The following is a 13,207-nucleotide window of genomic DNA, read 5'->3' as shown; positions in this document are numbered from 1 at the left end:
ATTCATGCGTAAAATTCTTTTTCTGATGCTCTCCCTGCTGTGCTTCACCACGGCGGGGCATGCGCAAGGTTTTTTTCGGACCGAAGAGGGCATTGTAACCCTTGCGGTGCCTGAAGATCTCGAGCTGGTGAAAGTTCCGGTGCGCGACAGCCGGATGCTGAAAGTCGGCGACGATGTTCGCCAGGGCGATTTTCTCGGGCTGTTCGCCGACCAGCACCACAACAAGATCACGGTGAGCGCGGGCGTGTCGGGTCATGTTACCTACATCAACGAAAGCCTCTACAACAAGTACACCAGGGTTCCTGCCGGTGCGGTGCTGCTGAAGATCGAGAAGCAGGATCTGCTGACCAGTGTGCAGGGATCGAGCGCCTCGACGGAACGCCTTTCACTCAAAACGGTGTTCGGCAATCTTATCGAAAGTACCGGCGTCTACGCCCTGATCGTCGACAGCAGGCTGACCTGGACCGAGGGGCTTGGCCGCATACTCATGATGAGCGTCGGCGCTCTGCTGATATACCTGGCCATCGCCAAAGGCTTCGAGCCGCTGCTTCTGATTCCCATCGGCATGGGTGCCGTGTTTTCCAACATTCCTCTTGCCTACATCAACGACGAGGGCGGCATTCTCTACTATGTCTTCAACGTAGGCATCCAGAGCGGCGTCTTTCCCCTGCTCATCTTCATGGGTGTCGGCGCCATGACCGATTTCGGACCCATGATCGCCAACCCGAAAACCAGTCTGCTTGGCGGCGCCGCACAGCTCGGTATTTTCGGCTCACTGATCGGAGCCCTTGTGCTTTCCCAGTATGTTCCGGGCATCAACTTTTCCATGAAGGATGCCGCTTCGATCGGCATTATCGGCGGCGCCGACGGCCCGACCTCCATTTTCGTTGCCTCACGCCTCAGCCCGGCCCTGCTCGGCAGTATCGCAGTTGCGGCATACTCCTACATGGCGCTCGTACCGATCATCCAGCCGCCCATCATGAAGTGGCTCACCACCGAGGAGGAGCGCAAAATCAAGATGAGCCAGCTCCGTTACGTTTCAAAACGTGAGAAGATCCTCTTTCCGATCATCGTCATCGTGCTCTGCGCCCTGCTGCTGCCTTCGGCCGCTCCCCTGATCGGCTTTCTCATGTTCGGCAATCTCATGCGGGAGTGCGGTGTTGTCGAGAGGCTCAGCGATACGGCTCAGAACTCGCTCATCAACATCGTCACCATCTTTCTCGGTCTCGGCGTCGGCAGCAAGCTTTCCGCCGAGAAGTTCCTCAACATCGAGACGCTCGGCATCATCGTGCTCGGCCTTATCGCCTTCTCGCTCGGTACTGCCGGTGGCGTTCTGATGGCGAAGTTCATGAACCTCTTCCTGAAGCAGAAAATCAATCCGCTGATCGGTTCGGCTGGCGTGTCGGCGGTGCCGATGGCCGCACGCGTATCGAACAAGGTCGGTCTCGATGCCGATCCGCACAACTTCCTGCTCATGCACGCCATGGGTCCGAACGTTTCGGGAGTTATCGGTTCAGCCGTTGCAGCCGGCGTACTCCTTGCGGTGTTCATGTAAACCGGGGTTGTCAAGGGGCATACAAACAGAAGAGGCTGTTTCGAAAGCAAGACCGAGACAGCCTTTTCTGTTCTGCCCCAGGCAAACCTGAAGGGAAGGGGATCCCGGTAAGACCAGCTCTTGAAGACCACCCGGCTATGCGATTTTTTCCCATAGATTTAAGATGCCAATAACAACGCAAAAAGGCCACCTTTTCAGGTAGCCCTTTTGCGTTGTCGGCTATCGTTTTGGGACAGCCTCTTTTCTTTTCATGGCTTTTTTAGAGCGGAGCTGTTTCTACAGCGTTCCCTTTGTCGAGGGCAGATCCTGGCCGGTTATGGCCACGGCCATTTTCATGGCATAGGCAAACGCCTTGAACATGGCCTCGATCATGTGGTGGGTGTTTTTTCCTTCAAGAATCGCCAGATGGATGTTGGCATGCATGGTTCTCGACAGGGACAGAAAGAAATGCTCGACCATTTCGGTTGAAAATCCACGGATAACCGAACGTTTGAAATCCGCCGAGAAGGCGCAGTAGCTCCGGCCGCCGAGATCCAGGGCGCAACGGGCAAGCGTTTCGTCCATGGGGATCATGGCCCAGCCATAGCGCTGGATTCCCGTTTTGCTGCCAAGCGCCTGATTGAGGGCGGTTCCGAGCACCAGCGCGATATCCTCTACCGAGTGGTGGTCGTCCACCTCCGTATCCCCTTTGCAGTCGAGGGTGATGTCGATGCCCGAGTGTTTGCTGAAATTGGCGAGCATATGGTCGAAAAAGACCACTCCCGAACGTATGCTGGCGGTGCCGGTGCCATCGAGGTCGATGGTGGCCGTAATATCGGTTTCCTTTGTCGTTCTTGTTACGGTTGCCTTTCGGTCAGCGGTGTTCAAGGTTTGCAGCATGAGCGGTCAGCGGATAAATTTGTTGATGATGAACAGCACGAGGCTCAGGAGTACGGACAGGAGTATCGATGATCCGACAGGGAAGAAGAGCTGGAAGTTTTCCTTTCTGATACGGATATCGAGAGGAAGGTTGCCGAACCAGTTCAGCCATCCCGGTGTTCCCGCTTTTTCTGCAGCCATAAGCAGCAAGCCGAAAATAACGGCACAAAGCCCGGTCAGAACAAGGAATTTCCCCGCGTCAGTAAACACCAGCTTGGAAATATTTCAAAAGTTGCTAAATTAAGGCCTTTGTCAGTGATAAGATACGATATTTGGAACATTAATACAGCGGCTGGAAATGCATGTCTTTCTTGTAATTGTCGGTTTGCTTGCTTCGATTCTGCTTGTAGGGTCGGTTTTACTGCAAAGCCCGAAAAGCGGAAGCGGTCTTACCGGCGGTATTGCCAGTTTGGGTACGGTTCAGACTCTCGGAGTCAGAAGAACAGGTGACTTCCTCAGCAAGGTTACGGCTGCCCTGGCTGCCGTCGTCATGATTGCTGCTTTCATAGCCCAGTTCACCCTTCCGGCAAGAGAGGCAAAACTGAAAGGGTCGAAAAGCATTCTCCAGGAGAGCGCGCCGGTCTCCCCGGTTGTACCGCTCAAGAGCGTTCCCTCACTTCCGAAAGCGCCGGTTTCTCCGCTACTTCCTGCTGCTCCGGCGAAATAACATACTTTACGGTAATGCACCCGTGGCTCAATCGGTAGAGCAACTGACTCTTAATCAGTGGGTTGGAGGTTCGAGTCCTCCCGGGTGCACCAGCAATATAAACCGCAGTTCCGCAAGGAGTTGCGGTTTATCTGTTTTTAGGGATGCGTTGTAATATTACCGGAAAGCAAATTTTGTCGGACATGTCAGACATGTTCGCTGGAAGTTGAATTATATCAGTTTTGCGCTATTGGCGACTTCGGAGGCATTCTGTTGTTCCATGGCGGATACGAGCGGCTTGTCAGTTATAAGGCGGCCGAAGGCAGTGTTTATGACGCCACTTCGGATATCTCTATAAAGCCATTACAGCTATTGCGTGTTCAAATTGCTGCGTTGGTCGGTGTTTGAAATCATGTACTTGTGGGTACACTTTGGTTTCTGCGTTCTGTCCTTCCTTGTACTTTGATCGCTTCATCATGTTTTATAGGGGTGCCTGTTTGTGTTCTGTGACAGGTGTATCGACAGCAATGAGTCAGGTGACAATATCCTGTGCGGCATCAAATATGAGTGGCTGCGGAACCCTTAAACATGACCGATAAACGACGGGCAAGCTTCTATCAGCTCATGGTCTGCGAATTGAAACCATGGACGGCCAGGACATTAAAAAAAACATATTCAGAGCATTTTTACTGTTTACCAGCCGAGACGGTGCAGACTAACTTTTCAGCTGTCGGGTGGCGTCGTTGGATGTTTGGAGCTGAAGCCCTTAATTGCGCTTAATGAGATGCTGGCCCGCCCTAAGGATAACCGCTTCAACTATTTCAAACACCAGGATTCAAGTGCGGTATCTGAAGGGTTGAGCTGCAAGATCCGGCTTATCAAGGCCTCTGCGCGAGGGGTTCACAGCTTTGAGAGTGGCAATCAAGTGTTGCTGTATTTAGCGATCAGCTTTCCCGTTAAATTTTGCGAAGAACCTTTTCTTATTTGAAATCGCTCAACTCAGAAGAATCTATGAAATCATTCAAGTCATTTTACAGGCAGGTTGAGGGTCGGGTGGTAACATTTATCCGGCAAATGATAGGGCAGGAACCACGAAATTCGGTGGAGGTTCATTGCAGCAAGGAGCGCATCGGCAACTGGGTTATCTGTCCGATCGGGATTTCATCTTCAAGCAGGATACTTTCCCTTGGCGTCGGAAAAGATACGGGTTTTGACAGGGAGTTGATTGAGAAATATGCATGCAAGATCCATGCATTTGATCCAACACCATTAACGTTGGACTGGATCAGAACCCAAGAGTTTCCGCCGGAGTTTAAGTTTCATCCGTTTGCAATCGGAAACAGGGATTCTGTCATGATGTTTTACCACAGGATAATCAAGGGGAAACGGTCTGAAACCATGATGACCATGGTTAATGAAGGTTCTGGTGAGTCCACGGGTATCGAGGTGGGAGTTAAGCGCATGACGACCATTCTCCGTGAGCTTGGTTTTGATGGAATAGATATTTTGAAAATGGATATCGAGGGTGCCGAATATGATGTAATACAGGATATCCTTGATTCAGGAATTACTGTTTACCAACTTGTGGTAGAGTTTCATCATCGCTTCAGGACTCTTTCTGTGGATATGACGATATCGATACTGCAGAAGCTGCATGCAGCTGGATTTCGTATCTTCCACATATCCGAAAAATGCAAGGAGTATTCGTTTATACACGAATCGACCTTGAAGCAATATCTTGCAACCGGGAGTAACATAGTTCAAGCATAAGCGAGATATTTACAGAGATTCCGGCAAGAACAATCGCCACAAGAATTTCTTTGATGCAGGAGGATGCCCGGATTCTGCATTCAGGGTTGGAACTCATGTCGCACAAAAAGCAATGGCCCTCACGTGGAATGTTTTGGGCATATTACCGGGTTCGCCGGCGGAAAAGCTCAGTTTGTGGAATTTTTCCGATGGAGTGCCGGCAACCATTTATATACGATCACCGACACCCTGGATGAACACTTCCCGATTCCAGGGCCGGTTGTTGCGCTCGATAAAGAATTTCGGTATTTCCTGTTGCAGTACCCGTAAGGGTGCGTTACTGGTTTTGCTTTTCAGCCAGCAAACCTGTATGACTGATTGTTCGGTTTTTAGAGCGGCAGAATACTTAAACTCTGTTTTATCCTCTTCTTTTACAATGATAAACAGTTTTTTGTACCGAAAAGCGTTCCTGAAAGCGCCTTCTTTTTAACCCCATTATTGCTACGCGCCATTCGGGGGATTCTTGGCCTTGAAGTCATAACTGAAGCTTTTCCGTTTCTTTTAGCTCATACCGGTTCCTTGCTTTTTGGCAGGTTACCAACTTATATTACCGTCTAAAAACAGGGTGCCATTTCAGTTTGCCACCGGGTCTTTTGAACTATCCGCAATTGAAACAGCACAGCGTGTCTCCCCGGATCCCGAACAGACATTACAAGTTATTCTGTTAATGTCAGTTATTACGCCAGCTCGTAACACTGGCCTTCAAAGGTTGTATAAAGAGCGAACAACAGCTATTCTTCGCTGCTTTACTGATGGGCAGGAATTGACTCCTGTTGAGGGCAACAATCTCCCTGGCAGGATGAAAATAATCATACAGTTCGTCATTGCTTCTATCGATACGAAGCATCCATTGCATTTGGTTACCCCATGATTCCGGTTTCCATAAAGGGCTGCTTTTATTAATGATCCTGAATGCAAGAAAAATATTATGGGTCTATACTTTTTATCTCATAGCGTGTTTGTTTGATGAGAAGCTCCGGCAAGGACTTGCAATTCTCTTCTTTTTTTCTATAAGGCAGCATCATAAGATGATAGCGAAAATACTCTGTAAAAAGTGTGATTTTTAGAAATGACGAAAAAAATACTACAGTAAATCAGGTCATTGATTATGTTCGGCTGCCCACTTTCGTCAGGAAGCTGAACCTGAACTTGTTGTCCTTTTCACTGGTCTGAAAAGAATACTTCCTGCGCCTTCTCCTGAAGCGCAATTGCTTTAAGTCGATCACAACCCATCTCAGTCCCTTTGGCCGTTCTCTCTTCCTGCAAATAAGATGCTTGTGTGATATGAGAGTAAATATTTTTTCTTGAGACCATTTATGGGCATGAAAACATTGTCGGGTGGTTTTATTTCCCTGAATGAGACAGCTCCTATAATAAATTGATGGTTGTATTCCGGAATTTTTTATTGGAAAAAATTTTTATATTGTATTGTTCTCGGTATCTCTTGAAATATTATAATCACGAATTATTATGCAAACCATTGCAGAATTACAGGCCCAAATGGCTGCAATCCAGAAACAGATCGAAGAGCAGAGAGCGGCAGGTAAGAGGGAGGCTATCAGCGCGATAAAAGCGAAAATGGCTGAGTTCGACATTACGGTGGAAGACCTTCAGTCGAGAGGTTTTTCAAGAGGTTTTAAAGAAAAAAAACCATCTGTGATCAAATATCGCAAAAGCGATAGTGAAACATGGGTAGGCAGAGGCCCCAAGCCGGCTTGGGTTAAGGATGTCGAAGCTGCCGGCGGAAAAATCTCCGATTATCTCGTTCAGTAGGGACTCTTAATTGCAATTCCGGCAATCTCCGCGAGTAAAATTGCTTGAGATTGCCGGAATATGCCTTTCTCATTCCTGTACGATTACTATACCGAAAAGGCTATTGCGATATGTTCGCATAATTTTGCGGTTTTGATTGAGAGAGTCCTTGGTATTGATTTTATCGAAATTTTACCTCATTAGCCACATAAGCGATATCCTGTGCTATTGGACGCATAAGATGGTATTTTCCTGCCTGTTTATACTCCTTCGCAAGTCGATCTGTTTTTTTGTGAATTTTGTGTTTATCAGGGTTGCAGCGGTACTCGACCTCTGTACGGTTTGTCAAGTATCTGATCGGTGAAACGTGTGGCGGTTTTTTTGCTTCGATATGCCTTTCTTATGGGTTTTCGGCATTATATTGCCTCAACGTTAGAAAACCTGATGACACCGAGGACGACCATCCGTCTATGAACATTATTGACCGCTATATCCTCAAGTCCCATGTCGGACCATTCTTTCTTTCTTTTTTCACAATAATATTTGTTCTCGTCCTGCAGTTTCTCGGAGGGTTCTCGGACCGTTTTCTGGGCAAGGGCATCGGCCTGGCCGATATCGCTGAGCTGGTAATGCTGCAGTCGGCCTGGATGATTGTATTTGCCGTGCCCATGGCGGTGCTGATTTCCGTGATCATGGTTTACGGTGCCATGACGAACGCATCGGAAATGACGGTGCTAAGGTCTTCGGGGCTCTCCCTTTTTCGTCTCGCGGCTCCAGTAATGCTTGTTGCTTTTGGGCTCTCGTTGCTTGTCGAGCGCTTCAATAATGTTGTGATTCCTGATGCCAATTACCGCTCAAAAGCTCTCATGGCCGATATCCTGAGAGCTAAACCCTCCTTCGGTCTCACGGAAAACGCCTTTTCGAGCTTTATCGACGGTTATTCCATTTTTGTCAGGCAAACCGATGAGGCTTCAGGGGAGATGAGGGGGGTACGGCTTTACGACCTGACGAGGCCTGGACACCGAACGATGGTAAGCGCCGAAAAGGGCATTATCGGGTTTTCACCTGATGACCGTTATCTCGTGATGACGCTTTTTAACGGGGAGCTGCATGAAATCGGGTATCCTGAGCTGATACAATACCGGACGATGAGTTTTGCACGCCACCGTATTGTTTTCGAGTCTTCAGGATTCGGTTTCAGCCGGACTTCAGAAGACCGGATGAGGGGTGATGCACGGGAGCTTTCCGCTGGTGAGCTGCTTGCTGCAGGAAAAGTCCTGAAGCGTGAAATTGCCGCTGTGGAACGGAGTTCAGCCTCTGCCGATACGAGGCAGGAAGTTCGGCGGCGCCTTGTATTGCTGCAGGAGAAATACAATGGGTACATGGCGGAATTCCATAAAAAATATGCTCTTCCGGTTGCCTGTCTGGTTTTCGCCTTTGCCGGTGTGCCGCTCGGGGTTCTTGCAAGACGAGGTGGGTTCGGTGCGGGTGCGGGGCTCTCCCTCCTGTTTTTCGTGCTCTACTGGTACATGATCATTTCAGGCGAAAAGCTTGCCGAAAGAGGTCTTCTTGATCCCGCACTCGCGATCTGGTCAGCCGATGCGATTCTCGCACTGGCGGCTTTTTTTATGATCCTGCGTTTGAACGGTTCGGTGGCGGCCGGTTCCCGGTAATATCCCTCTTTCAGCCGCTACAGAAAAAAAGAAATTCCCAGAAATGTCAGTGAAATCAGTGCTGCCGATGTGATGTTCATGATCATGCCGGCTTTTATGACGGTTTTCAGTGATACATGGCTTAGTCCGCCGAAGGCCAGCGTGTTTGCAGGAGAGGCCAGGGGCGTCATGTATGCAGCGCTGGCTCCGACGGTCAGCGAGAGCAGAAGCAGGAGCGCGCTGAGCGAGGTGTGCGGAGCCAGAGTTATTATCAGTGGGGCGAAGATGGCCACGATAGCGGTATTGCTGAGCAGTTCGGATGAAAAGACCGCAGCGATGTTCATGGCGGGAAGAAACAGCATCGGGGTTTTCAGTGGCTCAAGAAAACCGAGGACAAGCTCACCGAGAGCGGTTATGAGGTAGCCGTCGCTTTCAGGCGTTGCGGGATTGTCGCCGACGTTTACGGCAAGATAGAGGATCGAACCGAAAATTATGATGAGCAGCAGCCCGAAATAGGGGATGTCGAGGATGATTCTGTTGATGGAGAGTACGGCATTGCCGTTAGGCGTTTCAAGGCTTCCGGGTTGCTCTCGAAACAAGCGACCCCAGACGGTATCGAAAAGTTTCTGCAGCATTCTTTCCGCAAAGAAATGGAATTCGGAGAGCGGAATTCGCAGATGCCGTTCTATCTCTATCGACATACGACTGAAGAGGAGTACCGGGGATACGGCCACGAAGAAGATGAGAAAGACCGCGTTTTTGCGGATGCTGCGGGGTGAATTTTTTTTTTCGGGATAGAGAAAGGAAAACAGGGTGATGAATACTCCGTAGCAGAGAAAGGAAATATCTATCCATGACAAGCCGGATAACAGCGGAGCCGGTTGCCGGAAAAACTGTATTCCGGTCATGGTGGTGATGAAGAGCATGTTGATGGCGAAAAACAGCAATGGACGATGGGGGAAGAGGGCTGTTTCGGAGTTTGTGGAGTAGACAAGTGCTGTTTCGCTGCAGTTTCGGGCCGCATGGAGAAGTATCATGCGTCCGGCAGTTACGATCAGCATCGAAACCGGCAGGCCGACCATCAGCCAGGAAAAGAAGTTGACCTGTTCCCGGTTTTCGATATGGTAGAATTCCAGCAGGCCTACGGCGAAAGCGTTGAGCGGATTGCCACTGAGGGATGCAAGTCCTCCGGTGGTCGCACCGAAGGTCAGGGCAAGATAGAACATCGTTGCAATCTCTTTTTTTGACGCACGATCCTTGAGAAAGCCCATAAGCCGGTTGATGACCGGAAGCAGGGCAAGCACAACGACGGTATTGGAGAGAAATATCGAGAGGCCGTAGGAGATCAGGAGAACCGATGTCAGGAGCGAGCGGAATCCTGATCCACCGTGCCGGAGCAGAAATGCGATGAGCCTGTAATGGGTGTTCGTTGCAATGAGCACCTGCGAGAGCAGAAAGCCTGTTGTCAGGATGATGACATTCTGAAGCAGGTTCATTGGTTGATAATCTATGCTTTAGAAAAGCGATCGATTTTTTCCACAGAGCTTCTTTTCATTGTTGCACACATAATAAGCAGGGAGGTCTACAATTTTCAGAATCGTTACACAACCGTAACCGTTACCCAACACTGATTTTCTTAATTGCCTGAAATGGTTGGAAACTGCATTCCTCCGGTTTTTTCGACAGAGAAAAAGGTAATGAAAAAATCATGCAAACCCTTTTCAGGCCCCTTCCTTACCTGACCTTCCCAAAAGCTTTGCTGCTCAGGCTGCTTATGGTTCCCAACCTGTTTCTGAACCGTGCGACGGGGGTGGAAAACCTTATGCAGTCCACTTCGGCAATCTATGTTTTCAACCATAACAATGCTCTTGAATCGTTGCTGGTTCCGGTTTTTCTCATGTTTCATCTCGGGGGCAGAACGGTCAGTTTTGTCATCGACTGGATGTACGGGAAAATTCCCGTGCTCGGCTGGCTGATGCGATTGACCGATCCTTTGTATGTCTATCATAAACGCTCAACTGTTTCGCTGATTGAGAGAAGACGGCCTGCATCACCATCTTCAGGAGTTGTCGAACGCTGCTGCGCGAGGCTTGAAGAGGGGGGCTGCATCGGCATTTTTCCCGAAGGCAAAAGAAACCCTCATCCCGAACGGCTTGCCAGGGCAAAGCCTGGTGTCGGCCATATAGCTCTCCAGACCGGAAAACCGGTAATACCGGTGGGCATAGATTTTCCCTTGCGCAGGCAAAAAGGCCGAATACCGGTTTTCGGCAGAATGGTTCTTACAGTCGGTGTTCCACTCTACTTCCCCGAATGGTCGGAGCGGTATTTGGCCCTTAAGACAGGAGGCGGCAAAGATGCCGAGAGTCGCAGGCAGATGCATGCTCTGGCGGAAGCGGTGACCAGCGCGCTTATGCAGAAGCTTTCGACGTTATGCGGGAAAACCTTCGGAGATCCCCAGTCTCCTCTTTCAGGCTCGTTCGCTTACAACCATACAACCAGTAAAAAGGAGCTGCCATGTCCGGTATAACTGTTCAGCGGGTATTGGGTCCTGAGGACCGCCAGGGGGTTATCGACATTATCGAGCAGGTTTTCCTGAGGGAGAAAAACTGGATCAGCAGCGCGCACACCCAGATCCCGGAGGAGCTTGCAGCCGAGCAGCATTTTTCCTGGTTTCTTGCCAGGGTGAACGGACGTCCCGCAGGTGTGCTCAGGCTGCTTTATGACCCATCGCTCAACCTCCCCGAGGAGTACCAGGTGAGCTTCATGCCGGGTATCGATGCCGAATACCTGAAAAATCAGGGCAGGTATGTGGAGATAGGTCGCTTCATGATTCCCGGTGAATACCGGCGAAACCACCGGATCGCGCTTCGTCTCATGAGGGCTGCAACCGAAGAGGTTGTCGGGCGCGATTACACCCATTTCATTACCGATGTTTTTGAAAACGAACAGCACTCACCCCTGAACTTCCATACGAGGGTACTCGGATTCGAAGTGATCGGCCGGCATCTGTTCGGTGATCTGAACTGCAGCAGCACAAGGATCATTCTCACGCTCGATATCCTGAAACTCTACAGCCGGGTCAAAGACAGCAGAAGCAGAATATACAGTGAGTTGACCGCAGGCCTGCACTCCCTTCTCGAGTACAAGAAGCGAAAGCTGCAGGCGGACATTTCGAAATCGTAGCACATTTTCCGCTAACACATATTACCGGGAGGAGACCCATGCTGCAGCTCGATGAACTGAGAGAGAATATAAAGGCCGAGTTTTATGTGCACGAAGAGCTGAAGCAGCATGACGTCCACAAGGTCAACGCACGTGCTGATATCATCATCAAGCCTTCAGGTCGCAAGGACCTGCAGAAGCTGCTCTTCCGGCTTGAAAAAAACGGTTATCCCCATATCGTCATCAACTCGAAGGGTAGGGTGGTGTTTCCCGACGAACGGTTTCGGGGAGCGGTTATTGTGACGGATATCAAACTGTAGGTGTGCCTTTTTCAGTTGGCCGATTCGCTTTTTATACGGCGCTTGTCGAGTTTGCAATCTTGTAGCACTCCCTTAACGATTCCTCAACAGAAGGAGTGGTAGATTAGCCCACGAATCGGAACATGCACGAAACAGCATGGAAGTATTCATGAACGCATCACACTAACCAATCCTACTCTTATTATGAAAAAAGTCGCTTTACTGGTCGGTCTGGCAGCTGCTCTCGGCTTCAACAACGCTGAAGCTGTAGACTGGAACTGGAAAGGGGATATTCGTTACCGTTACGAATCGACATTTACAGATAATGAAAGCAATGATAACGATCATAGCCGCGATCGTCACCGCATGCGTGTGCGTGTAGGCGTTTACCCGTGGATAAACGAGGAGCTTTCCGCCGGTGTGCAGCTTTCTACAGGAGGTACCGAGCCGACATCGCGTAACGAGACCTTTGATGACCTTTTTGCTTCTGACGGCATCTATCTGAACGAGGCCTATATCGATTATCATCCGATGTTTCTGAACGGAGAGGTCAATGTCATTCTCGGTAAAAGGGATGTGGCCAAAACTCTCATAGTGATGAAGGACCTTGTCTGGGATGGAGATCTCACTTTTGAAGGCGCTACCCTGCAGTATGGCAAGGATGCCGACGGCAAGGAGAAAGATGGTATCAGCGCTGTTGCCGGTTACTATCTGATCGATGAAAACAAGAGCTTGACTACAAAAGAGCAGGATGCCTATATCTTTGCCGGTCAGATTGCGTACACCGGTGAAGTGAGCGATTTCGGTTTCAAGATCGGTGCCGGCTACTACGATTTCGTACACCTTGACGGTTACTCTGTTGATGCTGCCGTAGTATCGAAGCCTCTTTCAGCTGCATTTACACCGCTTGATTTCAACATCGTTGAGTTTTTTGCAAGTGTAGGCGGCAACATCACCGAAACGCTTCCCTGGAAGGTTTACGGCCAGTATGCCTTCAACACGGCAAAGAATGAGGATTTCAGCGCCATTGACGATGACAAGAGAGACTCGTATCTGATCGGCCTGCAGATCGGTAATGCCAAGAATCCCGGTCAGTGGGCTCTGAGCGGTGAGTATGTCTCGATTGAGGAGGATGCGGTTGCCGATATCACCGATTCTGATCGCAATGGAGGCAGCTTCACCGATCTTGAAGGTTTCAAGATCGGCGCGATGTACCATCTTGTCCAGAATATGACGCTCGGAGCGACCTACTACAATTTCAACAAAATCGATGTTGACGATCCTACCAATCACCTCTTCCAGGCTGATGTAGTGGTGAAGTTCTAAGTGTTTTGTGTGGTTGTTCTTTTTCTCCGTTCGGGTTGTGTGTGTCTGTTCTTTTACGCAGCAATGCTGCCCATGAGGCGATGGGCAG

13 protein-coding genes and 1 tRNA gene are annotated in these 13,207 nt (G+C 49.7%); 11 read left to right on the top strand and 3 right to left on the bottom strand.

Going from position 1 to position 13,207, the window contains the following annotated elements:
• Window positions 1-4 precede the first annotated feature (4 nt).
• Window positions 5-1,555, top strand: coding sequence for a sodium ion-translocating decarboxylase subunit beta (locus K9G39_RS00590; protein ID WP_292002976.1), 1,551 nt, complete (start codon window positions 5-7; stop codon window positions 1,553-1,555).
• A gap of 276 nt (window positions 1,556-1,831) precedes the next feature.
• Here K9G39_RS00590 and hisB read toward each other — a convergent pair whose 3' ends face one another.
• A complete protein-coding gene (gene hisB, locus K9G39_RS00585; protein ID WP_292002975.1) occupies window positions 1,832-2,434 on the bottom strand; it encodes an imidazoleglycerol-phosphate dehydratase HisB in 603 nt (200 codons plus the stop codon).
• Window positions 2,435-2,440: 6 nt separating this feature from the next.
• Window positions 2,441-2,683, bottom strand: coding sequence for a DUF2905 domain-containing protein (locus K9G39_RS00580; RefSeq protein WP_292002974.1), 243 nt, complete (start codon window positions 2,681-2,683; stop codon window positions 2,441-2,443).
• An 88-nt stretch (window positions 2,684-2,771) separates the two neighbouring features.
• Here K9G39_RS00580 and secG point away from each other — a divergent pair, with 88 nt between their 5' ends.
• The 6 genes from secG (at window position 2,772) to K9G39_RS00555 (ending at window position 8,353) form a co-directional block, all read left to right on the top strand.
• Window positions 2,772-3,140 (top strand): preprotein translocase subunit SecG, encoded by a 369-nt coding sequence (gene secG / locus K9G39_RS00575; RefSeq protein WP_292002973.1) that lies wholly within the window; start codon window positions 2,772-2,774, stop codon window positions 3,138-3,140.
• A gap of 16 nt (window positions 3,141-3,156) precedes the next feature.
• Window positions 3,157-3,232 (top strand) — tRNA-Lys (locus K9G39_RS00570).
• A gap of 560 nt (window positions 3,233-3,792) precedes the next feature.
• The gene (locus K9G39_RS11140) at window positions 3,793-4,107 is read left to right on the top strand and encodes a transposase (protein ID WP_363319347.1); all 315 of its coding nucleotides are present in this window, start codon (window positions 3,793-3,795) and stop codon (window positions 4,105-4,107) included.
• Window positions 4,108-4,130: 23 nt separating this feature from the next.
• Window positions 4,131-4,889: an FkbM family methyltransferase gene (locus K9G39_RS00565; protein WP_292002972.1), complete on the top strand. Its 759-nt coding sequence runs from the start codon at window positions 4,131-4,133 to the stop codon at window positions 4,887-4,889.
• A 1,509-nt stretch (window positions 4,890-6,398) separates the two neighbouring features.
• Window positions 6,399-6,701 (top strand): H-NS histone family protein, encoded by a 303-nt coding sequence (locus K9G39_RS00560; protein WP_292002971.1) that lies wholly within the window; start codon window positions 6,399-6,401, stop codon window positions 6,699-6,701.
• Between the two features lie 449 nt (window positions 6,702-7,150).
• Window positions 7,151-8,353 carry an LptF/LptG family permease gene (locus tag K9G39_RS00555; protein WP_292002970.1) on the top strand — a complete coding sequence of 401 codons (1,203 nt, stop codon included), beginning with the start codon at window positions 7,151-7,153 and terminating at the stop codon, window positions 8,351-8,353.
• Between the two features lie 17 nt (window positions 8,354-8,370).
• Here K9G39_RS00555 and K9G39_RS00550 read toward each other — a convergent pair whose 3' ends face one another.
• Complete coding sequence (locus tag K9G39_RS00550) at window positions 8,371-9,828, bottom strand: SLC13 family permease (protein ID WP_292002969.1); 1,458 nt, start codon at window positions 9,826-9,828, stop codon at window positions 8,371-8,373.
• 212 nt (window positions 9,829-10,040) lie between these two features.
• On the opposite strand from K9G39_RS00550, the gene K9G39_RS00545 reads away from it, so the two are divergent.
• From K9G39_RS00545 to K9G39_RS00530, 4 genes are all read left to right on the top strand, one after another.
• Window positions 10,041-10,859, top strand: coding sequence for a lysophospholipid acyltransferase family protein (locus tag K9G39_RS00545; RefSeq protein WP_292002968.1), 819 nt, complete (start codon window positions 10,041-10,043; stop codon window positions 10,857-10,859).
• A complete protein-coding gene (locus K9G39_RS00540) occupies window positions 10,847-11,515 on the top strand; it encodes a GNAT family N-acetyltransferase (RefSeq protein WP_292002967.1) in 669 nt (222 codons plus the stop codon). The genes K9G39_RS00545 and K9G39_RS00540 overlap by 13 nt, the downstream gene beginning before the upstream one ends.
• Window positions 11,516-11,553: 38 nt before the next feature.
• A complete protein-coding gene (locus tag K9G39_RS00535; RefSeq protein WP_292002966.1) occupies window positions 11,554-11,814 on the top strand; it encodes a hypothetical protein in 261 nt (86 codons plus the stop codon).
• 183 nt (window positions 11,815-11,997) lie between these two features.
• Window positions 11,998-13,119, top strand: coding sequence for a putative porin (locus K9G39_RS00530; protein WP_292002965.1), 1,122 nt, complete (start codon window positions 11,998-12,000; stop codon window positions 13,117-13,119).
• Window positions 13,120-13,207 lie beyond the last annotated feature (88 nt).

This window comes from Chlorobium sp. (genome assembly GCF_021740465.1).
Lineage (GTDB): Bacteria > Bacteroidota > Chlorobiia > Chlorobiales > Chlorobiaceae > Chlorobium.
Note: the sequence above shows the minus strand (reverse complement) of the source record. Positions and strands in the feature narration are given on the sequence as shown.

What these genes read in the sequence shown, in the direction of transcription:
- K9G39_RS00590 (WP_292002976.1), top strand. Translation starts at nt 5, where the DNA reads ATGCGTAAAATTCTTTTTCTGATGCTCTCCCTGCTGTGCTTCACCACG.
- secG (WP_292002973.1), top strand. Translation starts at nt 2,772, where the DNA reads ATGCATGTCTTTCTTGTAATTGTCGGTTTGCTTGCTTCGATTCTGCTT.
- K9G39_RS00545 (WP_292002968.1), top strand. Translation starts at nt 10,041, where the DNA reads ATGCAAACCCTTTTCAGGCCCCTTCCTTACCTGACCTTCCCAAAAGCT.
- K9G39_RS00540 (WP_292002967.1), top strand. Translation starts at nt 10,847, where the DNA reads ATGTCCGGTATAACTGTTCAGCGGGTATTGGGTCCTGAGGACCGCCAG.
- K9G39_RS00535 (WP_292002966.1), top strand. Translation starts at nt 11,554, where the DNA reads ATGCTGCAGCTCGATGAACTGAGAGAGAATATAAAGGCCGAGTTTTAT.
- K9G39_RS00550 (WP_292002969.1), bottom strand. Translation starts at nt 9,828, where the DNA reads ATGAACCTGCTTCAGAATGTCATCATCCTGACAACAGGCTTTCTGCTC.
- K9G39_RS00530 (WP_292002965.1), top strand. Translation starts at nt 11,998, where the DNA reads ATGAAAAAAGTCGCTTTACTGGTCGGTCTGGCAGCTGCTCTCGGCTTC.
- hisB (WP_292002975.1), bottom strand. Translation starts at nt 2,434, where the DNA reads ATGCTGCAAACCTTGAACACCGCTGACCGAAAGGCAACCGTAACAAGA.
- K9G39_RS00560 (WP_292002971.1), top strand. Translation starts at nt 6,399, where the DNA reads ATGCAAACCATTGCAGAATTACAGGCCCAAATGGCTGCAATCCAGAAA.
- K9G39_RS00555 (WP_292002970.1), top strand. Translation starts at nt 7,151, where the DNA reads ATGAACATTATTGACCGCTATATCCTCAAGTCCCATGTCGGACCATTC.
- K9G39_RS00565 (WP_292002972.1), top strand. Translation starts at nt 4,131, where the DNA reads ATGAAATCATTCAAGTCATTTTACAGGCAGGTTGAGGGTCGGGTGGTA.